Source organism: Spirosoma fluminis, assembly GCF_054778895.1.
The window spans coordinates 521,716-545,110 of sequence record NZ_BAAGZD010000041.1; the positions used below are offsets into that span (position 1 = coordinate 521,716).

General features: G+C 51.0%; 21 protein-coding genes. 8 read left to right on the forward strand and 13 right to left on the reverse strand.

The genetic code is table 11. The annotated features are described in order from the left end of the window. Positions 1-354: 354 nt before the first annotated feature. From ACYVBJ_RS24085 to ACYVBJ_RS24095, 3 genes are read right to left on the reverse strand one after another with little or no spacing between them, the layout of a single operon-like run. The gene (locus ACYVBJ_RS24085; protein WP_460984844.1) at positions 355-807 is read right to left on the reverse strand and encodes a DUF1569 domain-containing protein; all 453 of its coding nucleotides are present in this window, start codon (positions 805-807) and stop codon (positions 355-357) included. After that, positions 804-1,226: a VOC family protein gene (locus tag ACYVBJ_RS24090; RefSeq protein ID WP_460984845.1), complete on the reverse strand. Its 423-nt coding sequence runs from the start codon at positions 1,224-1,226 to the stop codon at positions 804-806. The genes ACYVBJ_RS24085 and ACYVBJ_RS24090 overlap by 4 nt, the downstream gene beginning before the upstream one ends. A gap of 47 nt (positions 1,227-1,273) precedes the next feature. Next, on the reverse strand, positions 1,274-1,726 hold the full coding sequence (locus ACYVBJ_RS24095) for an AraC family transcriptional regulator (RefSeq protein WP_460984846.1): 453 nt from the start codon (positions 1,724-1,726) through the stop codon (positions 1,274-1,276). A 359-nt stretch (positions 1,727-2,085) separates the two neighbouring features. On the opposite strand from ACYVBJ_RS24095, the gene ACYVBJ_RS24100 reads away from it, so the two are divergent. Beyond that, on the forward strand, positions 2,086-3,102 hold the full coding sequence (locus ACYVBJ_RS24100; protein WP_460984847.1) for an SDR family oxidoreductase: 1,017 nt from the start codon (positions 2,086-2,088) through the stop codon (positions 3,100-3,102). A 146-nt stretch (positions 3,103-3,248) separates the two neighbouring features. Here the strand turns inward: ACYVBJ_RS24100 and ACYVBJ_RS24105 are convergent, their stop codons facing one another. Together ACYVBJ_RS24105 and ACYVBJ_RS24110 are read right to left on the reverse strand one after the other, a co-directional pair. After that, the gene (locus ACYVBJ_RS24105) at positions 3,249-3,680 is read right to left on the reverse strand and encodes a phytanoyl-CoA dioxygenase family protein (protein WP_460984848.1); all 432 of its coding nucleotides are present in this window, start codon (positions 3,678-3,680) and stop codon (positions 3,249-3,251) included. A 75-nt stretch (positions 3,681-3,755) separates the two neighbouring features. Beyond that, the gene (locus ACYVBJ_RS24110) at positions 3,756-3,959 is read right to left on the reverse strand and encodes a hypothetical protein (RefSeq protein ID WP_460984849.1); all 204 of its coding nucleotides are present in this window, start codon (positions 3,957-3,959) and stop codon (positions 3,756-3,758) included. Positions 3,960-4,486: 527 nt separating this feature from the next. On the opposite strand from ACYVBJ_RS24110, the gene ACYVBJ_RS24115 reads away from it, so the two are divergent. The 4 genes from ACYVBJ_RS24115 to ACYVBJ_RS24130 all read left to right on the forward strand — a co-directional run bounded on the left by ACYVBJ_RS24115 (position 4,487) and on the right by ACYVBJ_RS24130 (position 8,044). Next, positions 4,487-5,197 carry a TerC family protein gene (locus ACYVBJ_RS24115; protein WP_460984850.1) on the forward strand — a complete coding sequence of 237 codons (711 nt, stop codon included), beginning with the start codon at positions 4,487-4,489 and terminating at the stop codon, positions 5,195-5,197. A 117-nt stretch (positions 5,198-5,314) separates the two neighbouring features. Further along, positions 5,315-6,010 carry a response regulator transcription factor gene (locus tag ACYVBJ_RS24120; RefSeq protein WP_460984851.1) on the forward strand — a complete coding sequence of 232 codons (696 nt, stop codon included), beginning with the start codon at positions 5,315-5,317 and terminating at the stop codon, positions 6,008-6,010. Continuing rightward, positions 6,007-7,368 (forward strand): HAMP domain-containing sensor histidine kinase, encoded by a 1,362-nt coding sequence (locus tag ACYVBJ_RS24125; protein ID WP_460984852.1) that lies wholly within the window; start codon positions 6,007-6,009, stop codon positions 7,366-7,368. The genes ACYVBJ_RS24120 and ACYVBJ_RS24125 overlap by 4 nt, the downstream gene beginning before the upstream one ends. A gap of 286 nt (positions 7,369-7,654) precedes the next feature. Continuing rightward, positions 7,655-8,044 carry a hypothetical protein gene (locus ACYVBJ_RS24130; protein ID WP_460984853.1) on the forward strand — a complete coding sequence of 130 codons (390 nt, stop codon included), beginning with the start codon at positions 7,655-7,657 and terminating at the stop codon, positions 8,042-8,044. Between the two features lie 316 nt (positions 8,045-8,360). On the opposite strand, the gene ACYVBJ_RS24135 is transcribed toward ACYVBJ_RS24130, so the two are convergent. The 4 genes from ACYVBJ_RS24135 to ACYVBJ_RS24150 all read right to left on the reverse strand — a co-directional run bounded on the left by ACYVBJ_RS24135 (position 8,361) and on the right by ACYVBJ_RS24150 (position 16,651). Beyond that, entirely contained in the window at positions 8,361-13,238 is a 4,878-nt protein-coding gene (locus ACYVBJ_RS24135; protein ID WP_460984854.1) for a glycoside hydrolase family 9 protein, read from the reverse strand. 420 nt (positions 13,239-13,658) lie between these two features. Beyond that, positions 13,659-14,396 carry an SDR family oxidoreductase gene (locus ACYVBJ_RS24140; protein ID WP_460984855.1) on the reverse strand — a complete coding sequence of 246 codons (738 nt, stop codon included), beginning with the start codon at positions 14,394-14,396 and terminating at the stop codon, positions 13,659-13,661. Positions 14,397-14,465: 69 nt separating this feature from the next. Further along, entirely contained in the window at positions 14,466-15,275 is an 810-nt protein-coding gene (locus ACYVBJ_RS24145) for an AraC family transcriptional regulator (protein ID WP_460984856.1), read from the reverse strand. A gap of 767 nt (positions 15,276-16,042) precedes the next feature. After that, on the reverse strand, positions 16,043-16,651 hold the full coding sequence (locus tag ACYVBJ_RS24150) for a cupin domain-containing protein (RefSeq protein ID WP_460984857.1): 609 nt from the start codon (positions 16,649-16,651) through the stop codon (positions 16,043-16,045). 372 nt (positions 16,652-17,023) lie between these two features. On the opposite strand from ACYVBJ_RS24150, the gene ACYVBJ_RS24155 reads away from it, so the two are divergent. Together ACYVBJ_RS24155 and ACYVBJ_RS24160 are read left to right on the forward strand one after the other, a co-directional pair. After that, positions 17,024-17,266, forward strand: coding sequence for a DUF433 domain-containing protein (locus ACYVBJ_RS24155; RefSeq protein ID WP_460984858.1), 243 nt, complete (start codon positions 17,024-17,026; stop codon positions 17,264-17,266). Between the two features lie 6 nt (positions 17,267-17,272). Next, positions 17,273-17,629 carry a DUF5615 family PIN-like protein gene (locus ACYVBJ_RS24160; protein WP_460984859.1) on the forward strand — a complete coding sequence of 119 codons (357 nt, stop codon included), beginning with the start codon at positions 17,273-17,275 and terminating at the stop codon, positions 17,627-17,629. A 333-nt stretch (positions 17,630-17,962) separates the two neighbouring features. Here ACYVBJ_RS24160 and ACYVBJ_RS24165 read toward each other — a convergent pair whose 3' ends face one another. From ACYVBJ_RS24165 to ACYVBJ_RS24175, 3 genes are all read right to left on the reverse strand, one after another. Then, a complete protein-coding gene (locus ACYVBJ_RS24165) occupies positions 17,963-18,448 on the reverse strand; it encodes a DUF416 family protein (RefSeq protein ID WP_460984860.1) in 486 nt (161 codons plus the stop codon). Positions 18,449-19,120: 672 nt separating this feature from the next. Next, the gene (locus ACYVBJ_RS24170) at positions 19,121-19,381 is read right to left on the reverse strand and encodes a hypothetical protein (protein WP_460984861.1); all 261 of its coding nucleotides are present in this window, start codon (positions 19,379-19,381) and stop codon (positions 19,121-19,123) included. A gap of 334 nt (positions 19,382-19,715) precedes the next feature. Continuing rightward, complete coding sequence (locus tag ACYVBJ_RS24175; RefSeq protein WP_460977780.1) at positions 19,716-20,141, reverse strand: SMI1/KNR4 family protein; 426 nt, start codon at positions 20,139-20,141, stop codon at positions 19,716-19,718. A 1,215-nt stretch (positions 20,142-21,356) separates the two neighbouring features. On the opposite strand from ACYVBJ_RS24175, the gene ACYVBJ_RS24180 reads away from it, so the two are divergent. After that, entirely contained in the window at positions 21,357-21,503 is a 147-nt protein-coding gene (locus ACYVBJ_RS24180; RefSeq protein WP_460984862.1) for a hypothetical protein, read from the forward strand. Positions 21,504-22,235: 732 nt separating this feature from the next. On the opposite strand, the gene ACYVBJ_RS24185 is transcribed toward ACYVBJ_RS24180, so the two are convergent. Further along, positions 22,236-22,913: a hypothetical protein gene (locus ACYVBJ_RS24185; RefSeq protein ID WP_460984863.1), complete on the reverse strand. Its 678-nt coding sequence runs from the start codon at positions 22,911-22,913 to the stop codon at positions 22,236-22,238. Positions 22,914-23,395: the final 482 nt, after the last annotated feature.

Consider the following 23,395-nt stretch of genomic DNA (forward strand, 5'->3'; position numbering starts at 1 on the left):
TGCCTGTCGATGTTATGTTATATCTTCCGGACTCAATAGCTAGCGTTAAAGGCCTGGTCTCGAAAGTAACTTCCTTTTTGCAGTTTCATTTGTTTCTATTTTGATTTCCCCGTCAATGTATGAGTCAACCAACGGCTGTCCGTACTGTATTAAGTTATTCGCCCGGTCAATTGAAATAGTATGTTTTGGTTGTGTTGTCATGCGATTGCCACTAACGTTTTGCAGATTTGCGATGGGCGGGCTTTTCAGCACAATTGTTCGTTCGGAGCACTGCACTTTCGGCTACCACAAAACTGTTTGCAGAGCACGAAACCCCGCCTATTGCAAATGTGATGTTAGCGGTTCGTTGTTCTTCTACGCATTAAATTGTCTTAAATGGTGGTCATTATGTTTAAATGCAAAAATCCCGATTTGCTCCTTGGTCATTTTGCCAAAGAAGTCGTGAATGAAATTGTCGTTTGAATAGCTTTCGTAGGATTTAATCTGTTCTACCCAAATTGATTTTAGAGTTGTTAAGTCTTCAACTTTTCCCTTAACTGTAAATACTTTTCCAGCTGGCATATTTTTTCCAATTGGTTTATCGTCTTTCGTGTTGCTCTTTAACGCCATTTCGCCAAATATCTTTCCAATAAAATCTTGTTTGTAAACAAAATCTTTCGTGCCCAAAACCCACTCGTTCCATATTGTACAGTGCTTGGGCATTTGATAAATATTCATCTTACCCCAAACAGATTTATTATTTTCATTTAGTGAATTAATTCTCTTAACTAACTCATCTCTTGTAGATTTGTCAAATATTGTTTTCATTTATCAAAGTTGTTCAGAGGCTGTAATGAAAAATAATTGCCTGAATCATCTTTAAATAATGCTTCCGTACCATAAAATTCTTTTGTAGGGGGCTTAATAAATTCTACGCCTTTTTCCTTCAGTTCTTCGTATGTAGCAAAAATATCATTGCAGGTCAATACACCACAACCAAATATTCCTTTTTTGATAAGGTCAATTAATGATTCTGCAACTTCTTTTGGAAACATTTTGCTTACCTTAACTGGAAACAATACAAGCTGTAAGTCTGGTTGTTCAGTTGGGGAGACTGTCAGCCAACGAGTATCTGGTCCCATTGGAATGTCGTCCACAAGTTTGAACCCTAATTTGTTTACATAGAAATCATAGGCACTATTTTGGTCTATGACGTGAATGTTTGTTACCGTCAATTTTGTTATCATTGCTTTTTCTTTTATTTGTTAAACTCAAGGCAAAGGTCAGAAATGATTTATTTATTGCCATCTTCAAAATTGCTATTCTTTGTCCAACCGTGCATAAATGAATAGCAACTTGGTACAAATGCTAAAGGCGAAGTTTCAATTCTCTTTTTTCTTTCGTTGTATTGGTTTGTATAATCCGAAGGTGTCTTGCCAATTATCTTGGTAAAGAGTCCACTAAATGTGCTCACGCTATCAAAACCAATCAAAAAGCAAACATCTTTGACAGATTTGTTTAGTTGCAAATGTTGTTGAGCTTTTTCAATTCTTACTGTTGTGAGATATTGATGTGGTGTTTTTCCGTAGATAGATTTGAATAATCTTATAAAATGAAATTTGGAGAAATATGCTTCGTCTGAAATATTGTCAAGGTCAATTTTTTCAGAATAGAATTTGTCAATGTAGAGTTTTGCCTGAACAATTCGTCTGTACAAATAGATTTTTGGATATTGTTCTGTTGCCATTTTCTTTTCTTGTCAATATTTGTAGGGAGTCGCTTTACAATGACCGTTAACTCATAAATAGACGCAGTAAAGTTGCGTTAATACAAACTGAGAAGCTGTTTAGACGCAATATACCCGTTTTGGGTAAGGTATTGTGAACCGGAGTCGGTTTCCTGCTTGGCAGTATCAGTTCTTCAGAAGGGCGGCTTCCCGACTCACTCTGTAGCACGCAGTAGAGAACCACAAGGCCGCAGGTAAAGGCTTCCAAATTAAATACCACAAAAAATCTAACCATAGTCTGTAACATGTAGTTAGTCGTATGCTTATAGAGAAAGTAGATTACTTCTCGACAAACGTATACTCAACGACAGAATACAACTATGATTACTGACAATCAACTCAACAGGCGCCAGGTGATTGGCGGTATTGGCAGCAGTTTAGCGGCTACCGTACTGGCTCCTCCGGTGTTTGCCGGTTCGGAAACGGCGGTGCCGAACTCAACTACGTCGGCTCCGGCACCGCTTGTCGACCCGACCAAGAAATTTCCCAAGCCACCGTTTAACACGCCCATGCAACCCTGGCCTGGTCTGGCGAGCAAAATGAACCCTCGCCCCGATCATGGGGAGACCAGCTACAAAGGGTCGGGCCGGTTGCAGGGACGCAAAGCCTTGATCACTGGTGGCGATTCGGGTATGGGTCGGGCCGCAGCCATTGCCTATGCCCGTGAGGGAGCCGACGTAGCGATCAACTACCTGCCCGCCGAGGAGCCCGATGCTAAAGAGGTAATTGACCTGATCAAGAAAGAAGGCCGGAAGGCGATTGCCATTCCCGGCGATCTCCGCGACGAAGCGTTCTGCAAGCGACTGGTCGATGAAGCGGTGAAAGGCCTGGGTGGGCTGGATATTCTGGTCAGCAATGCGGCCCGGCAGCAGCAGCGCGAATCCATTCTGGACCTTACGTCGGAAGACTTCGATGCAACCATGAAGACCAACATCTACGCGCCCTTCTGGATCATCAAAGCTGCTCTGCCGCACATGCCGCCTGGCTCGTCCATCATCGGTACAACCTCCGAACAGGCGTACGATCCGTCGGCTAACCTGTACGATTACGCTCAGACCAAGGCGGCCACGATGAATTTTGTGAAGTCGCTGGCGAAACAGCTTGGTCCGAAAGGAATCCGGGTGAACGGCGTAGCGCCGGGGCCAATCTGGACACCTCTGCAGCCGAGCGGAGGTGCTACGGCAGAGAAGCTGAAGAACTTCGGTGGTGACACGCCCCTGGGCCGCCCCGGACAACCCGTTGAACTGGCTTCAATCTATGTTCAGCTAGCCGCCAACGATGGTAGTTACGCCACAGGGCAAGTGTACGGAGCCGCTGGTGGCGGTGGGCAGCCATAGTTATAAGCAAAAGACTGACGCCAGGTCCGACCTGGCGTCAGCAAAATACCAGTTCCCCCAGTTTTTAAACACCCTAACTACGTAATCCTAACCGGATGGCCGCTTCTACCGGGGTATAGTCAGTCACTTTATCCGCAATAGTCAATTCATTCTTGAGCACGAGGGGGCGGCTGGGCTAGGAATCGGGGTTCGGTACCTCGGTGCGCTTGCGCGGCATGAACCAGAAACGGGTGACATAGATAGACCGTGCCCGCTTTGCCGGTGGCTAGCGTTACGTCGCGTTCCGGTAATTCAGTCAGCTTCGTGGCCAGTTCCATAAATGAAAGTCCTTCTTCGCCCGCGTTTTTCAGGAGACCGGCAACGTCTAAGTGGGAACTGATCCGAAGGCGGGTCGGCGCGTCCTGTTCGCTGATGTCCGAAAATAAGAACAGCATCAGCAAGGCCCGGCCTTTCGACCGGACATTGATGCGCCAGCTAAAAAAGTCGGCCGGATCGTCACCCGGAAAACCAGCATCGACATGCCAGCCCGCATCACCGGATTCTTCCGTCGACGGAAAACGAACCGGGAACGTCCCCATGCTCTGTAACGGCAGCCATTTTCCCGGCCCGACTAACTGGTCGAAGGCCTGGTGTAACTCCGGCGAATTAGCTACCTAGATAAAAGGGGCCTGTGGGTACATGCCGAGCCATACTACGGGCTTTGTCCACGTACTGGGATCGTCTGGTGCGCCCGGCATATCACGCCAGGGAATAGTACGTACTGCCAGAGCCTCTTCGGGCGAAAAAGCCTTATCGATGCGGACAAAACCACTATCTATGAATTGTCTGATTTGGTCGTCGGTCAAACCGTTTTGCATGGAAAACAAAGTTTAGAAGCTATTTTAAGTGTATCGCTTTGGCCGCCTGGAGCTGAGGCTTATCAACTCAAACTGCTTTTGGGAAAAGAAAACGAATCAGCGGTAAAGGCTACACAAGGGTACGTTACCGCGAATGCAGAACGAGCTGACGTATCGGGTGAAGCACTTACTTCAAGTGATGATCTTACGTAAAGACAATAGGAAAACGCGCCTTCGAAAAGGCTGACTGTCAGAGCGACATCGGGGAAGGGAATTTATAACATGGGTGCCCTCCTCATACGGCAACTATAGGAAATCCGGAAAATGACAGTGATCGGACTACCTGAACTAGCAGCGCCGAAGAAGCCGTATGCAACTGCCAAGGGCGTGGCGTTTCGCGCGTGGAGAAGGGGCTCAGTTCGTACGGAATTGGGCTGCAATAGCGGTGGTACGTAGATCCCGTTCTTAAACACACCGCGCCTGATGCTGGTTAGACTGGCAGGGACTATGGGTGAGTATCAAGTCCTGACTAAACCGATCAATGACAAATGGAATTTGCCGATAACCTGGTACCCCTGCTAACGCTGATTGTGCTGGAGATAATTCTGGGCATCGACAACATTATTTTTATCTCGATTCTGGCCGATAAACTACCCGTTGACCAGCGGGACAAGCTGCGTTACTGGGGTATTGGCCTGGCCATGGTCATGCGACTTGGGCTCCTGGCGCTGATTGCCTGGATCATGAAACTCGACCAAACGCTGTTTACCGTGTTTACTATTGCGATTAGTGGTAAGGGCCTGATTCTGATAGCGGGAGGCTTGTTCTTAATCTATAAAAGCACGACCGAAATTTACCACAAAGCTGAGATTGGCGACGATGCCAACGCACCGGACACGACTAAATCTACATTTCGCGACTTACTGATTCAGGTGTTGGTACTGGATGTGGTATTTTCAATCGATTCCATTATCACCGCCGTGGGCATGGTCGATCAGCTTTGGGTGATGTACACCGCCGTCATCGTTACGGTAGGTATCATGCTGCTGGCGTCTAAGCCGATTGCTTCCTTTATCAGTCAGCACCCTTCGTTCAAAATCCTCGCCTTGTGTTTTTTGCTGATCATCGGCATGTCGCTGGTGGCCGAAGGGCTGCATTTTGAGATACCGAAGGGCTATATCTATTTCTCGATGGCCTTTGCGTTTCTGGTCGATATCATTCAGATGAAGACCGTTCGGCCGACTCAACCCAATAAATGACACCAGATCTGCATTAAATAACCGTCGATACGTGGTGTCTAGGCCCTTTCAGCCTATTTTTGAGGGTGTCCGGAATTGGTTGAAAAGCCTGTTTCGGGATGACCCACGTGTAACTGTATGACGACTGGTTCCAACGCAAACCTGCTTCTGGTGGAAGATGAGCCCAAAGTGGCAACCTTTATCAAAAAAGGATTACAGACCCAGGCGTACTCGGTAGCGCTTGCCCTGACCGGGGAGGAGGCCAGACAATTTCTCGATACTACGTCGTACGATCTGATCATTCTGGATGTGAACCTGCCTGATGTGAGCGGACTTGACCTGGCTCAGTACATCCGCCGTCAGAATCCTCACGTACCCATTCTGATGCTAACTGCCCTGGGCACAACGGCCGATAAACTGCTCGGATTTGAGGCTGGAGCCGACGATTACCTGGTAAAACCCTTTGACTTTCTGGAACTGCTGGCCCGCGTAAAAGCCCTGCTCCGCCGGTCGGGAAATGGGGAGGAAACTGACAGAATCCTGCGCGTGTCTGATCTGGAACTTGATCTGCATGAGCGCGTTGCCCGTCGGCGAGGACATACCATTGAGCTGACAGCCCGTGAGTTCGCCCTGCTCGAATACCTGATGCGTAACGCCGGACGGGTTGTTTCCCGAGCCGACATCGCCGAGCAGGTCTGGGATATCGGTTTTGATACGGGTACCAACGTTATTGACGTGTACGTCAGTTACCTGCGCGCTAAAATCGACAAAGATTCGCCCGTCAAGCTCATTCATACGCTGATTGGCATGGGCTACGTACTGAAAGAAAAATGAGCCTTCGCAGTCGCCTGACCCTGTTGTTTACGGCCCTTGTTTCGGTGCTGCTGGCCTTGTTCTGTCTGCTTCTGTTTGTGGTTGCCAGGCAGTATCTGACCCGGCAGTTTCAGAATCGGCTGCGCTCCGAAGCCCTGACGGCGGGGCACCTGCTGATCGGTAAGGAACGGATCGGACCGACGCTCTATAAGCTGCTGGACAAGAATCAACTGACGGTATTACCGCAGGAGGAAATTATAATTTATAATTCAACGAATCGGCTGGTGTACGAAAGCGGCACTGACTACCAGACCATCTCCCCCGAAACCTTACACCGCATTCGGCGGCAGGGGGAGCTATACTGGCGGGAGGCCAACCGCGCGATTTTGGGTATTCGGTTTGCCGTAACCGGCGGGTCATTTGTGATTATTGCGTCGGGAGTTGATACGTATGGTGCCCGGACCGGGTTAAATCTGGCGCAGCTTCTGGGCATTGGCTGGCTGCTGATGACGGGATTGATTCTGGCAGCCGGTCGTTTTTTTGCGGGACGAACGCTGCAGCCCATCAATCAGATCAACCAGCAGATCGATACGATTACGGCCTCGAATCTGTCGCTGCGCTTACCCGAAGGCGCGAAGGCCGATGAGTTCACCCAACTGGCCGGGCGGTTCAACCAGATGCTGAACCGGCTGGAAGAAGCGTTTCGCCTACAGCGCTCGTTCGTGTCGCATGCTTCCCACGAGCTGCGTACCCCGCTAACGGCCATTACCGGCCAGCTGGAGGTATCGCTGCTGGCCGACGATGAGCCCGAAGAACTGAGGGCAACCCTTCGCTCGGTACTGGATGATGTGCGCGGCCTGAACCGGATGGCCAACGGCTTGCTGGCCCTGGCCAGCGCCAGCATGGATTCCTCCGCCGTACCGATGGGTATGGTGCCGGTAGATAACCTGCTGCGGCAGGTCAAGGCCGAGCTTGAGCGCTTACAACCAACCTACACGGTTCATCTGGCAGTCGACCAGCCGGCGGGACCGAACGCCGATTGGCAGATTACGGGCAGCGAAGCCTTATTACGTACTGCATTGTTTAACCTGCTGGAGAACGGCGGTAAGTTCTCGCCCGATCATACCGTTACGGTGCATTTATCCGGTCAGAAACGCACGCTGCACCTGACTGTGCAGAACACCGGACCCACGATTGCCGACAATCAGCTGTCGACGATTTTTATGCCGTTCCAGCGGGGCCGCAATGCGGATGGGCACCCCGGACATGGCATCGGCCTTTCGCTGACGGAACGTATCGTTCGACTGCATCAGGGAGAAATCCGGGCTGAGTCTACGGCTGAGGCCGGTACTACGTTCACGGTTACCTTACCCCGCTGACGCACCAGCTGCCGGGTTGCGTATTTCGTCTTTACGGTACGTAAAATGATGAATCGCTCAATGACGGTCAGTATTTGGTTTGTAATTCCCATCAGGCAAGCATTTATCCTTCGTCTACCAGTCAGTTAATCCAGCTTTTCGGGGCCCCTTTATCATTTCTAATCCCGTTCTAATGTCGCTCTAACACGAGCCTAACCCCGGTATCCGACATTTGTAATGTCAATCAGCAAGTGAGTGCAGAACAGCTCATTTCGGGCTGGTTGGCCTTGAAAACGATAAGATCCCTATGAAAACATACCTGTTGGTTTTAGCCTTTTTAAGCCTTTCGGTCCTGACCGCTTCGGCCCAGGACGACCAGAAATTACGGAACGACCGTACGTACTCGACGCACAATTACAAGCATCCTAACAAAGCAGCCACTGCCCGTCAGTGGGAAAACCAAAAAGGCGTAGCGGTTCGCGCACCGGGTTATACCCAGGGGCAGGTAGCCAACTATAAACGCCAGGTGCCCAATGCCGTGCCGACGGGTGGCATCGAGGTAAACCATACTCCGGAGCAGGACGTAACGCTGCGGAATTATAAAATGCAGCGGGTAAGTCTGCCCAAATCGACCACCCCGCCAGCTTCGGAGGGTACTGATCAGACACCGGGCCAGCCGACTGCGGAAGGTAACTAAACGAAGGGTCCAGCCGGACCTTTATAAGGCTTACTAGAGTCCTGTTTCTGGTGGTTTCGTACGAATAAAGGAAGGATGCCTGCGCATTAACAACTCCGTACGCATCAGCCCGTATTTGGTGATTGAAAATGACTCGTGATAGACCAGGGCAGATTAATGTGTAGGTTAACTTGTATTCTGAATCATACGAACTGATTGAACCGGTCGAACTGCGACCGACCAACGCAAAAACCCTCCGTTCTGTGGAATTAGCCCACAAGTCCGGAGGGTTTTCTTCTCCTGAATCATTCGTGAATGAATTCAGTATAGGGGCAGGCTACTTCACCAGCACGAGCCGCTGTACGAGTCGTTTGGTGGCCGTTTGCCATTGCACCAGATACGTACCCGAAGGCTGCTGACCCAGATCGAGCGTGTACTCATTCCGGCCGGGCTGTGCCGTTACCGGCTGGCTGACAACGGACGACCCCTGCAAACTCAGCACGGACAACGTACCCGCTTCCGCGTGGTCTGTCAGTACTGCTACACGTACCGGCCCCGTGGTTGGGTTAGGGCTGACGATCATCACTCCTTCGGCGGGAAACTCTGCTACGGCAGCCGCGGCCCGCGCGGCACCGTTGGGCGTTTCGATCCGGACATTGTCGAGGTAAACCGGATTTGGTCCGAAGGTCGGCATGTTCAGCACCAGCCGTTTGATGCGCGTCGGGTTGCCTAGTTGCGGCATCGTCAGCGTCACCTCCTGCCACGTATTGGGCGTGGGGGTCAGCGTGACGGTTGTACTGGCCTGGCTGTCGTTTTCAGCGTAAGTCGTTACCGTCAGCGTTTTGCTGGTCGTCGGATACAGCCAGAACCGAATCGTTGACTGCGCCGTAACGGGCAGCGCCGTTTTGCGGAAAATCGACCAGGCACCCCAACCGTCGAAGGTCAGCGCGGCCGATTTCTGGCCTGCTTTTACCGTGCCGGTATTCGCGTAGTTGGTCGCTAATCCCCACGACCAGTCGTCCCAGCCGGGGTTGAACCCTTCGTCGTAGATCATTTCGACGGTCGAGGAGCCGGGGCAGAACGCCGTAGTCGCGCTCACCGGAACGCTTGTCACCAGTTCGTTCCCCTGGGCATTGTTGGCGCGCACCACATAGGTGTACGCCATGCCGCAGGTTAGTCCCGATACGTCCAGCGAAGTGCCCGATACGTTGCCGTTGAGCAGACTACCGTTCTGGTATACAGCATAGCTGGCGACATTGTCAACCGCCGGAGCTGTCCAGTTCAACCGCAGACCCGTAGGGGTTACGTTGCTGGCGGTTACGTTAAACGAGCCTTCGAAGCGAACGTTATCGACGTAGATCAGGTTTGTGCCCGCCCCCTGCGACTGAATCGTCAGCCGTTTGATCTTGGCCGGATTGCCCAGCTGCGGCATGGTCACTACCACCTCCTGCCAGGTATTTGGCGTGGGCTGGAACGATACGTATGGGCTTACTCCGCTTTCGTTCTCCGAACTGGTACACACACCGATGGTCTTGTTGGTGGTGGCGTAAATCCAGAAGCGAACGGCCGTTTGCGGGGTTGTAATGAAGTGGCTGTTGCGCGTAATGGCCCAGCCGCCCCAACCATCGGTGTACTGAACCGACAGTGATTTCTGTCCAATTTTAACCGGATTCGTAGCGCTATAGTTGGTGCTCACCGACCAGCCCCACTCTTTCCAGTCAGCGTTCAGAGCCTCGTCGTAAATCATGTCGCTTCCCGAAGGCGGGCAGGCCGACGTCGTTACGTTCACCGGGACGCTCTGAGCCGATTTGTTGCCCGTTGCGTCCTTCGCCAGCACGGTAAAGGTGTACACGGTACCGCAAACCAGATCCGTTACGTTCAGTGATGTGCCCGTTACGGTACCATTCAGCAGCGTGCCGTTCCGATATACTTCGTAGGCCGTTACGCCCACATTATCGGTCGACGCAGTCCAGGCCAACGTAGCACCGGAAGCCGTTACGTTGCTGGCTGTTAGCCCAGCCGGGACACTCGGAGCCTGACTGTCGGCACAGGCGGAGGTCGTTACGCTGAGTGTGCTGCTCTGGGCCGATTTATGACCAGCCGCATCTTTCGCCAGTACCGTATAGGTATAGGCCGTGTTACAGGTCAGCCCTCTTACGTTGAGCGACGTACCCGTTACGTTGCTGTTCAGCAGCGTGCCATTCTGATAGACTTCATACCCCGTTACGCCTACATTATCCGTAGCAGCGGCCCAGCTCAGCGTAAACCCAGTGGCCGTTACGTTGCTGCTGGCCAGATTGGCCGGTACGCTCGGAGCCTGGTTGTCCGTGCAGGCAGCGCTCATGATGTACACCGTGTTGCTGTTGGGCGATACGTTGCCCGCGGCATCTTTGGCGCGTACGGTGTAGTTGTACGAACTGTTGCAGGTTAGGCCCGTAACCTCCAGCGACGTACCCGTTACGTTGCTGTTGATCACCGAATTACCCTGTAGAACTTCATACCCCGTTACGCCGATGTTGTCGCTCGAAGCGGTCCAGTTCAGGCGCAGGCTGGTGGCCGTTACGTTACTGGTCGAGAGGTTCGCTGGTGTCGTCGGCGGCTGCGTATCGGTGGTGGCATCACCCGCTACCAGACGGACATCGTCGATGTAGAAGGTTTGCGGGCCACCCGACCCGTCGGTGAACGAAATGCGCTGCACCTGCGCCGGGTTGCCCCACTCGCTCCACGGAATCCGCACGAGTGTCCATGTATTGGGTTCAGCCGTAATCCGGTAGAAATCGGTGGTCGGGCCGGTATCGACCTGACTCATCGTGACACGTACCGGTTTGTCGGAGCCGTAGAACCAGAATTGCAGACCACCAGGATAATTGGCCGTGTTCAGCACCTCGCTGTTGCGCAAGCTCAGGGCTCCCCAGGCGACCGTTGGGTCCACCCGTATTGACCGCTCGCCCATTTTAACGGGACTGGTATTGGCAAAATTCTGGGTGCTGTTCCACGACCAGTTCGAGAATGTACTGCGCAGCGCGTCGCCGTAGATGATGTAATCATTCGGGCTGGGCGCGGGGGTGTTCACCGTCACTGCGTTGCTGGGGTTCGAGCGATTCGCCGAGAAGTCGATGGCCCGGATCGTGAACTCGTAGCTGTTGCTGGGCGACAGCGTTTCGATGGTGATAAACGTCTGGGGCGTCTCAGCGATTTTGGTGCCGTTCTGATACACTTCGTAGGCGGTTACGGCGCGGTTGTCGGTCGAGCCTGTCCACGCCAGCTTCACCGAGTAGGGCGACACATCCGACGCTACGAGGTTGCCGGGTGCCGTTGGCGCTTCGGTATCGGTCGGGTCCGAGGTGGGCGTCATCAGGCGGCTCAGCAGACTGATGTACGGAGCCTGATTGTAAATGGCCACCTCCGTAAAAATCCACGAATTTTCGGGGAATCCGGCGTTCCAGTCCTTATACCGCTTCTGAAGCGGTTCGTTGCGGATGGATCCCTGTGTCCCGTCGTACTGGTCCATGTTATTGGGACCACCCGTCAGGTAGCCCGGTGCGGGGCCTTTGGGTGAGGTCAGGGCGTTGTCCCAGGCGGTACCATCGGCGAACCAGGTGTGGTAGATCTCGTTCTGCGAGTTCTCCGCACCAAAGGCATACATATTCGACAGCATCACTTTACCCTGCGCATTGACCCCGTGGAACCAGTGCAGGTATTGCTCGGCCACTTCGCGGTAAAGCGCTTTATTCCCCGTGTTTACGTTGAAATCCACGAAGTCCATGTTGGCCACGCCCGCATTGCCCCGTACCTGGTTGCTGCCCCAGTGGTACTGTGCATCGGCCATGTGCGCCCGGTACAGGTCAGTTTTGGCGTTATAGTCGTTGATCGACAGCACACTGTTCTGCTGACTTTTCAGACTCCGGATGCGTGATGCGACCGACGGGTTAGCGGCCGGGTTAGCGGCATATCGCAACAGTGCCGTGTGAACATGCATCAGGTACGGCCCCCACCATTCGTTGGCAATCGGCTGAATCTGGTTGTACTGCGCATCCACGAAGGCTTTGTATTCCGCCTTGCCCGTCGCTTCGAACAGGTAGATGGCCGCTACCACCGCCGACTGCCGCTGAATATCGGTTGGTTTGTCGGCATCCCCCGACTTGATGTCGCCATTGTCGCAGCTCGTCTGGAATGAGGTAAAATTGCTGGTCGTTACTTTGGCGCGATTGAACGCCTGCTCGGCGCGGGCGATGAGGTCCTGCGCGTAGGCGTTCAGGGCCGGGATGGTTTTGTAGACGGCCCCCGCTGCGGCAAACATAGCCGCTCCCGACAGGGTCGACGACGTACATTCGGGCAGGTAATAGCGGGGCCGAGTGTCGGCGCTGGGCGGATTGGTTTCGTTGTAATTGTCAACCCCTACTTTCAGCAGCAGACCACCCGTACCGGTTGCGTCCTGCATCCGGCGCATGAAGTCAAGCTCCCACTTCACCTCATCCAGAATATCCGGTATGCCGTTGCCCGACTCTGGAATGTTGAAGTTATCGCCAAACACCGATGGGTTCAGCCGGTACGACTCCACCAGCAGGGCCACCGGCTCTTCGGCGAAGGTCACGTACTTGTTCATATCCCCGGCATCCATCCAGCCGCCGTGCAGGTCTTTGGCGGTGCGCATGTCGCCCTTGGCCTGTTGACTGGTGGCCTGCCGATCCTGACCGGCTCCTTCGTGCGTGGCAGCATCGGCCCATTTCGCATCCGTAAACGGGGGCTGCTTGGCGAAGTTGATGCGCTGATAGAAATACGTGCGTACGGCCGCTTTCAAGACTTCGTTGTACACGTTGTCACCAATCTCGAAGCGGTACGAGCCGACGTTGTTGCCAACATCGAAGACGTAATACGAACCGGCCGTGTTGACCGTTGAAAAATCGAACCACCAGCCTTTGTCGCCCGATGACGCCTGCGTGACGCCGTTGCTCCAGGCCTGAATGGTACCCGTAAACACGACGGCATCGTCGGACCATCGGCGCAGCTGATACTGGTTCGCGCCGGTGCTGGCGTTAAATGGCTGACCGGCATCGGAGCCAACCTGCGGACTAACAATAACCGCGACTTTGCGGGAATTCTGTAAATACCCGAACTGATCGACCCGGATGCGATCGGTCGTGCCGGGTGGTGCAGCCAGGCTGCGATACGTGGTCAGTAACCAGACCAGAACCCATAAAATTGGTTGTTTCATAAAAAAATCGCCCGCTCCCCAACGGGTGGTTTATGTGATGGATGCTTTTCGGGGAATAAAAGCAGGGGCAAACCTATTGTGCCCGTCCTGCTTAAAAATTCGATACAGCGGTGAACCGTCTGAAACGTTACCCCAATTGAGAGAAAGAATACCTGAGCGGAAAATGGAGATTGGTAGCCTACTAGTTTACATATTTGGTAAATTGAATCGCTTGTAATGGCAGGACGCTGATAGAAAGAGACCACCGCCCAAGACAAAGCCGTTGCTTCATCGTAGGCGGTGGTCAGTCAATACGTACTGATAAAAGAATTCTGTTGAGCGGGCAGCTCGATTGCCTTTAGGAAAGATAATTCCTGATCAACCCTGTAGGTTGCTGGCAGACAGCTTTTACGGATAAAAATCAGGCTCGCTTTGTATTAATTACCATGGGCTTATCCCGGTTTCCGGCGCATTGTCGTCACTGTAAAACTGACCCGTCGGACCATCCGGACTTAAGGTAGCTGCTTTTACCAGACGGGCAGCCGCATCGGCTACCGTACCAGGGCCGCTGTGGTGATTGAAATCGGTAGCGGTATAGCCCGGATCAACGGCGTTTACCTTGAACGGTGTATCGCGCAGCTCATAAGCCAGCACAATTGTATACGCATTCAGGGCCGCTTTGGAGGCTGCATAACAAGCTGGCTTAACGGCGTAGTATTTCCAGGTAGGATCGCTATGCAACGTGAGCGAACCTAACCCCGACGTAACGTTGACGATTCGGGGCTCCGTTGATTGCTTCAGTAAGTCGATGAACGCCTGTGTTACGTTGATCACCCCAAAATAATTGGTGTCAAACACCTGCTTAAACACGCTGATGTCAGTATCGAGCGCAGGTTGCGGCAGACCTCCGCTGATGCCCGCATTGTTGATCAACACATCCAGCGTGCTCGTTTTCTGACCGAGCGTCGTCCGGGCCGCTTTTATCGACTCTGGATTGTCTACGTCTATTACAATCGGTTCTACGTTGTCGAACCCTTCTGACTTCAGTTGATTGACCGCCTGCTGCCCTTTTTGCGCATCGCGGCTGCCCAGATACACGTAATAGCCCTGTTGTAGTAACTGTCTGGCCGTTTCAAAACCGATGCTTTTGTTGGCCCCTGTAATAAGTACTGTCTTCATGATTTTACGTTAATTGACAGTACAAAGCTATGGGACTCCCTGCGCCCGGTCGGGACACATCCATCGGTATTACTGGTACATTTTGCGGATACTGGTTCGGTAATCGGCCGGGGTTGCGCCGGTTTCGCGTTTAAAGAAGCGATTGAAGTAGGAAGCCTCCGAAAAACCGAGGTCAAAGGCGATCTCCTTCAATGAATGTTGGGTATGAAACAGCAGCCGCCGGGCTTCCAGTATTAGCCGCTCATGGATATGCGTAATGGCGGGTTTGCCGCTTTGGGCTTTCACGGCTTCGCTTAAATACCCGGCCGATACGTTGAGTAGTGAAGCATACGCACTCACCTGGTGCAGTTCACGAAAGTGCTCGTCGATTTCGGCCTGATATTTTCTGAGCAAAAGCTTGTCGGTCGAAAGCGGCTGGCCCTCAAACTGTTCGGTATACAGTCGGCTCAGGTATGTAAGGAACACGGTCAGGTAGGCGGTCAACATACGTTGCTGCCATTCGCCGGGCTGGTTATATTCGGTATAGATTTTAGCGAGTATATCCTCTGTAAAGGTTATATCGGTTTCTGTAAGCCGCAATTCGTGTGCGTTCTGTGGATTTCGGATCAACGGCAGTCCGCTTAATGAAGCGTTCTCCTGCAAGGCCAGAAACTCGTTTGTAAACGCCAGTGCCGTGCCCCAAAGCGGTTTCGGCTCTTCTTTGACGACGAGCTGATTGGGTACGGAGAAATGAAGCGTATTGTCTTTGATTACGTAGGGCCTCATGTCCACCCAATGACGACTGTTGCCCCGCCGAATGAAAACAAGCAGAAAATAATCTTTGCGGTGCGGGATCAGCAGATCAGACTGGTGCGTCAACATCCCCTCAAACCGAATCATACTGAATAATTTATTGCCTAGTATTGGGTCATCCTCCAATCTGTAGATCGGTACTGGCTGGTCGATTGTAAGCACATTCATGACCTGAAACTACACTTTTTTCAGCTAGGTATTCTTGTCAGACCTGGTTATATAATCTACCGCCAGGGAGAGTCAGTGATGAGCGAGTTAGTTGATTTGACGCGAATTGTTTCGACTTTCATCCTCGCTTAGCTGGACTGTCGACTTTCTTCAGGATGACTTCCTGTCACCCCGGCAGCTACCCCGCGCCGAGCGAATGCATGATACGTAGCAAACACGCTATTTTTCAACACGTTACGTTATTCGCTTGGCTATCCACCCAATACCCACAGGGGTTGACGCGACCGACAGGCAGTGTACACCCTTGCCATGTTGTATCGATGGTCGACCGGCTCGACCGACAGCTTGGTGGCCGTTTTCATCTATCCAGTCCGGGGGATGGACTGAAGCGGTTGACCGGGCATTTTTTGGGTTGCTTGCCCTCGCTGCTAAGCGAGCTTCCCGCTGTGGCAAGCAACCCAAAAAATAGGACAAAAGCAAGGGGATGTAGGGAGTATCTCGTACAACGACCCAGGGGGTTGATGGTGTGGACGTAAGCTGAAAGGGGCGAACGACTTACCTGCCTTTACACCCCCTGCCGGTTGGGCTGCTGTGGTTGACCTTGCGGCCTGCCTCCTGTCACCCGACAGCTACCCCACGCGGAGCGATGACAACGTACTTTCCACTTTTTTATACGCTATCAAGCTTCATCCTTGCAACTTGTATTTGTCTATAATAGCCTGTCGTTGATTGTGAAACCACGTTACGCCGAATTTCTTATCAAGAGCAGCTAATCTATTGGCAATCTCCGGTGTTGTCAGATTCAGGTGTCTGCTTATCATGTCAGGAACTATTTTATGAACTAGCTCCTCCAAATAATCCTCAAAGTTTTGATTGAAAAAATTGTCTATAAAACGTAACGGTTTATCCGAAGCGTTCCAGATAGAATGCACAATACGTCGAGGTCGAAAATTCCAGCCACCGGCTTCAACTTCGTATATTTCCTTTCCAATCATTACGGTAGCGGTTCCTTCTAATACGTACATTAATTCGTCTAACTCTTCATGTACGTGCGGGGATGGTCCCATTTGTTTTGGAGCCATAGCTACTTCTACATTTGAGAATTGTTTATTAGTTTGCTTGGCATGAATAATAGTGCGTATGTCTGAATTTCCAGGACCGGGCAACAGAGGGGCAGTGGGTGGAATATAAAAAGGCTTTAGAGGGTCTTCATAATGAGAGCCAGAAGCAAAGGTGGGTAGGTTTAGAAGTGAAAAACCTCCCACGATCCCTGCAAGAAAATCTTTACGTTCCATGATAGACTTAGTTTGATTTGAAAAATACCTGGATTCGTGATAACAAACTTCGTATAATCGTTTGCCTAACGGGGCGTTTGGCCTGTCAGCCGAAACCCGAAATGGAAGCCTAAACCTGCCCGTGTGGGACGTACAACCTGTCGCCAGAACCCTGACTTACAGACCACTACTTGTATATACCACCCAACACCCACAGGGGTTGATGGTGAGTAAGTTACTTCACTGAACATACGTACTCGTACCTTTACACACCTGTTTCAGTTGGGCTGAAAACTCTCCGCAGGGACGGGCTCCCTGTCGCCCGACAAACCGCCAATGAACGATAGATAGCAAAGAAAGCTAAAAAGTCGTAGCTTCGTGAAACGTTCATTCATGATGGAAAATCTTCTGGCTCGTGTCACACTCAATCCAGCTGTTAGTCAAGGCAAGCCAACCCTGCGCAATATGCGTTTCACAGTGGCCCAACTGCTCGAACTGCTGGCCGCGGGTATGACCCATCAAGAAATCTTAGCTGATTATCCTTACCTGGAAGAAGCTGATATTCAAGCCGCTTTACTCTATGCGGCTCATATTGCCAACGCCCGTAGTATCGTGGCCTTGCCATTAGCATCTTAATTACCCGTGTTCAAGTTTCTGGTCGATACCCAGCTACCGCCCATGCTGGCAACTTATCTGCGCTGGAAGGGTGCGGACGCCATTCACACGACCCACTTTCCCGAAGGTCATCTGTTGCAGGATGCGGACATTGCCAAAATAGCTCTGCAAGAAGATCGTATTATTGTGACTAAAGACTCCGACTTTCCCGATGCGTTTTTTCTCAAAGGGGCACCGCCCCGGCTGGTTTATCTGCGCTTAGGCAACATGCGTAATCGGGAGTTGACCGCTTTTTTTGAAACTCGCTGGGCTTTAGTGGAAGAATTGTTAGCTCAAGATGTCGGTATGCTGGTCGTGAGTCAGCAGCAACTAATCAGTTATTAATGAAAGCTGACCCATATGGGGCGATTCTTGTGTCAACCGAAACTGGCCAACAAACCTAAACCGTCCTGACCGGGGCGTCTGCTCTGTCAGCGGAGACCCACAAATGGAAGCCCAAAGTGCCCTGTCGAGCCGTGCTGGCTGTCGCACACAAGCCAACCGCTACGTTATTGCTTATTGTGTTCACCCAACGACCATGAGGGCTGATGGATGATGGCGCTACGTTACTGAACACAAACCACTTCCACCTTTACACCCCCGTTTGGTTGGGCTGCCAAGCGTCCTGCGGGACGGGCTTCCTGTCACCGGAAAACTGCTCCTTTGGATTGAATTTTGTTATTGGGTCATTGCTAATAAAAACTCTCTTGTCTCAATCATCAGAGGGTTTATATCAATTTCACTTTCTTCTAAAGATGATTCCTCCTGTATTAAAGAATCGATTGTGTCAGTTAAGCATGTCCCAATATTATAAATATGTTCTGGCTTTCGATCTATCAGAAACTCTAAAGCCTCATAGACAGCTACACAAGCATTTAGAGCGTAGCTTGCATCTTCGAAATCTTCCGTGTCTGGTGTAATCGCTTCAATCGAGTGAAGTCTTTCATTAATAATGGAACTGTCTGGGTGCGAGTTTCGTAACTTTTCGATAAATGCGATTGTGTCTAAAAGTAAATCTGGATCCCCCCATTCATTTTCTTGGTAGAATTTTAGGTAGTCAATATAGAGCTTTTTACAAATTATAATTGCGAAATGAATTTTGCGCTCATAAGAAAGACGCTCTGATTGTAATTTAAATTTTTTAGTAAACTCTGGATAAGTCATAGTACCCTGTCAAATCGTTCATTATGTCAGCAGGGAGCTACCTGACGAGCAAAAAAGCTACCCAACCGGGGCGTTTCTCGTGCCGACCGTGCCCCGCACCCTACGGGCTTGTCCCTACCATGCCCACGACTAGCGCCAGCACCTAGCCGACCCGTACCGCTACTGCAAGCCGTGCCAGAACAGGAAAGGGAGCGCGTAGCCAGAACAGCATCCCGCCCAACACGCTTGAGGGTTGATGCAATGTTTCTAACGAAGTGAAGCCTGACGTTTACACCCTCAAAACGTTGGGCTTCACAAATTAACCTTAATCGTAATTTCCATGTCGCAGGACAAGCCGAACCGACAATTTAGCAGCCTATACAGGTTAATTTGCTCGACCTGTGGAAAGGAAGTTGGTGCCGTAATTCCGAAAGATGGGGACGGGACTGCTTATGTGTCGCGAAAACACAAGGCGAACGGAGTGCGTTGCCCAGATTGGCAGACCTACGAAAATTACCCCATCATTGAGGCATTCCGCCGTTAACCCACCCAACGCCCACGGGGGTTGATGGCGGGCAGACCACTCGACTGAACGCAGGTACGTTGCTGACCTTTACACCCCCGTTTTCGTTGGGATGAAAACCTTGACTTACTCAGGTTTATCCTGTCACACGAGACCCGGCCACGCGGAACCTATTTGTAAGCATAATCGCCATCCGATTTAGGAAATGCCGCTGCCACGTAGTTAGCTTCTTCTTGTCTGCCAGCCGCTACTAACCAATCGTACGTTGTACTGACAAGCCTGTAGGAACCACGGCCACCTTCATAGTCGGTGCCATAGCCAGTTTTAAACTGGTTACGATTCAAATGGTCGGCTAATTCAACGACCGACATGGTGGTGTGGTGTTCGTTTAGAAACGCGGCTAACCGGGCAATGTAGTCTCTTTTATCCATGAGATGTGAATTTTATTGTTGATTCAGAAGGAGTATGGCCTGTCGCAGGTACGTTGGTTTATCATTCAAGTACGTGCTGTCGGAGGGAGTTTGTACTGTCAGCCGCAACCCGCCCCCGCCAGCAAAAAGCGTTGTGTATCATAGGCTTACCCTGTCGCCCGCGACCTCGCCCACGGGCAAACGGTTTAGGCAGCACCCAACGCCCCAAGTGTTGATGGTGAGCAAGCAAGATAACCATAACGGACGTACCTGATACCTTTACACACTTGGCTTCGTTGGGCTGTCGCACGCCACCACAGGCGAGCTGCCTGTCGCCGAGAAGCCACTTTTAAGCCTAAATGTACTCCCGTAACCCGCTGATAAAGTCGTCGAGATTCTCCGAGATTAATTGTGGTTCGTGCTCAAACTCAAACACTTTGCCGAAATTCTCTGTACCGACACCAATACAAACCACTAAGGCAGCCCAAGTGTCTGCTATCATCACCAAGTTAGCAGCGTGCATCTCCGGTATATAATCACGATTATATAAATTTCCTTTAACCATCTCATCAACTGAATAGAAACTGTCTATGCGGTTTCCTGTAGTCTCTCCCCATGTATCCTGCCATGTATAATACTTATGGTCTGGAATGCCTCCATTTGCCCTAAGCAAAAACTCTTTATACGAGTTTGGGAGCGTTAGACCTAACTTTTCTTCGGCTGATTCCAGATCGGCTGGAGTTAAACTGCATCCAACTTGCGTTATAACTAGGTGGCTCATAGATGTTACTTGTGTCGCTGGAACTTAATTTACTTATTAGTATGCTCTATCGCCCATAATCTAAAACCGTAAGCCTCAAACTTGCCTCGCTCAAGCGTTTGGCTTGTCAGCCAGAAGCCGAAATTGTAAGTCAAAATCTACCTAATCGGGGCGTTCGCTTTGTCGCCGAGAAACTGACTTACTAAGTTGTCAAACGTACAATAACATGTTGGGCGGCCGTGTCAGCAAGCGGCTTGAGCATTCCACCCAACGACCATGAGGGTTGATGGATGAGAACGCTACGTCATTGAACAACCACAACTCCCCACCTTTACACCCTCATTGGGTTGGGCTGCCAACCTCACCCCGGGACGAGCACCCTGTCGCCAGACAGGGAAACCACGCAGAGCGAACCACAACGCACCCAACCGATGAAAGACCAGCGCGAAGCCGTTCACTACGTATCGCCGAGCGCGTAGCTATTTCACTACGTTGTCTGTCGGGACGATTGCCTTGTCCAACGCTACGTTGTCAACGCACTTTTTGTCGGCCTGACCAACTCCGGCGATTCTCGTGTCGAGCGGAAGCCGCCTAACGAACCCCAAAGCTGACCTGTCGAGACGTGTAACCTGTCACACGGAGCTGGAAATGGAATCCTTCGCTGTTTGGCTGCACCCAACACCCACAGGGGCTGATGGATAATGAGACCGGCTCAAACAACAACCGGAGTTCCCTGCCTTTACACCCCTGTTTGGTTGGGCTGCCAAGCTTCCTCACCGGCGAGCATCCTGTCGCCCCAAGGACGACAGGCCCGAAGCAGACAACAACGCACTAGACCGATTCAATCCGAGCGCGAAGCCTGTGCTTCGTTTCTAAGCCGCCTTTTCATTACGTTTCTCGTCTCAGACCCAGCCCAGTTTTCGCTTCCCTTCGGGGCGGTTAACTTGTCACACACGACCTAGCAAACGAGCCCAGAAGCTGGCCTGCCGGGGCGATTCTCATGTCGACCAAAACCAGCAAACGAACCCAAAGCTCGCTGTCCGAGCCGGCCCTCGTGTCGACCGACACCGGCAAACACGCAAGAATTAGCTGAAACACCCAACGCCGTGAAGTGCTGTCTGGTGAGCGTAGCGAGCCTTGACACACTTCGCATGTTGGGGGCCTTCGCAAAGAGCACGACCAAGCTCACTGCCGACCGTGCCTGAATGACTCACAAGACACTAAAAATTCACGACAATGGAAACTGCCGAAAGCCGCCCAAATGACCCGGCGTGGATTCGCCCGCTAAACTTACCCCCACTTACGCCGGAAGAAATTGAGAAGAACCGGGCAATCTATGAACGGTTGATGGATGAAGTGCTAGGCGATGAAGATACGGAATAGCGTTACTGGATAGTAACATGGTCACAATAAATGAACCATGTCTGGTAAAATTTTACTAGCAGATATTGCGTTATAAATTCCAAACGCTACATTTGAAGCGTAGATTTTAAAGCAAAAAAGGTTCTCACTCAGGGTTGCCACCCTAACTAAGAACCTTTGAAGAAGAGCAAAACTCGATAGCGGTCACTCCCGACAACTACCTTAGGTAAGCGCTTATTTGCACTTGTTTACGCAGATTCGCAACGCGCTACCTTTGCGGGCATAAATGACCCGACCGTTTTTTAAACGGGCAGACCGCCGAAAGATACACGAATCGCATACTGTGGGCCTAGCCATAGCATTTGTGATTGTGACTCCAAACATCAGCTTGGAGTAGTACTGGCTCAAGAACAACGGTTTCGAGAGCTTCACCGATTGATACCCCGTCAGACTCCTACCTCTGACGGGGTCAATATTGGTTGACCGAAACGGAAGCAGTTTTGGAAGCTGCCCCTTCGTTTGTGAGTTCCCAGAATGAGTTTTGGAGACTCATTCTGTCCTACGGCCCCGCTTTGCGAATCCGTTTCGGTCAATATCTTTATGTTACTGCTTGCGCTGTAACGAATCTTTTCTTATATTTACAAAACATAATTCGCCCCTGACCCCCTGCTGGGTCTCTACTAGGTTTATTATGTACTTTGGGCCGCGAAAACCCTTTACACTAACCCCTGCGTCAACAGGGGTTTTTTATAATCAATCATCGTCCTCGAAATCTGTTGACATTATAGCGGCAAAACCAGGATGAACGCCCCATTCCTTGGCTATATCCGACTCTACCTGTTTATTAGATGTTACAGCACTCGCTTTAAAAGAATGATCGGGCTTTGGTATATCGTCATCAAACCATGAAGGAGGGCCGTAAACATACTCTCGTATCGTCTTGTCGTAGTATTTTTTTAACTCGTTTGAGGTTGTCAAATCCCAAACCGCGTTTTTGATGGTCTTTTCCTTGATAACTCCTTCTTCATACTCTTCTTTAACAGCATCAACTATTTGGCCTACTGTTTTAACTATCCCTCCTCTTTGAATTACTTCGAAAGTTTTAGGGCGGGCATTTAAACGGCCTTTTCGTTTACGTATAATTTGAACATCGCCCAATTTGAAGCCTGATTGTGAAGAGCTATCATCGTCATCGTCATCATCGTCATCATCATCATCGTCTGCTATAGAATACGCTTCGATTAAATCTGCATACGCTTTACAGTCAGCCTCTGATAAATCAAGGCGCTTTTTAGCTGCCTCTAGTTCTTTCTCAATCCGTTTAACCTCGTTTTGATCGTTCGCATTGTTCTCCTTAGATTTAGACAAACTCTCTCGAAACGAACGAAGGGCAGCTTCACGAAGAGCGGGGTCTATGTTTTCAGGCAACATGGCTCATGTTTTTGTTTTACAAACATAAGGGTTTCCCTAAAACAAACAATGGCCCGATAGGGAAAACCTTACCGGGCCATGCAAAAAAATCAATTATTTTTAAAGGATTCTGAAAATACTTTTAGGGGTTATATATTTTCTGAATTTAGTGCAATTGTAAGTTTTTGTCCAATCAGGTATATTATTCCCAAAACTTTTTATACGCCCTTGGTTCGCTACCTCTTCTGCGTCCGGCCCCCGCGTTCCCCTCGAACTGGTTCTCGTGCCGAACGTGCCCCGCACCCTACGGGCTTACCCCTGCCATGTCCACAACTAGCGCCAGCACCAGGCCGACCCACTACGCTACTGCAAGCCGTGCCAGAACAGGAAGGGGAGCGCGTAGCCAGAACAGCATCCCGCCCAACATGTTATTGTACGCAAAAGCGCTTAATATCAGTAAGGTCAAAATCAGCGAATTAGTATTAAGCGTACTATTCTTGTCG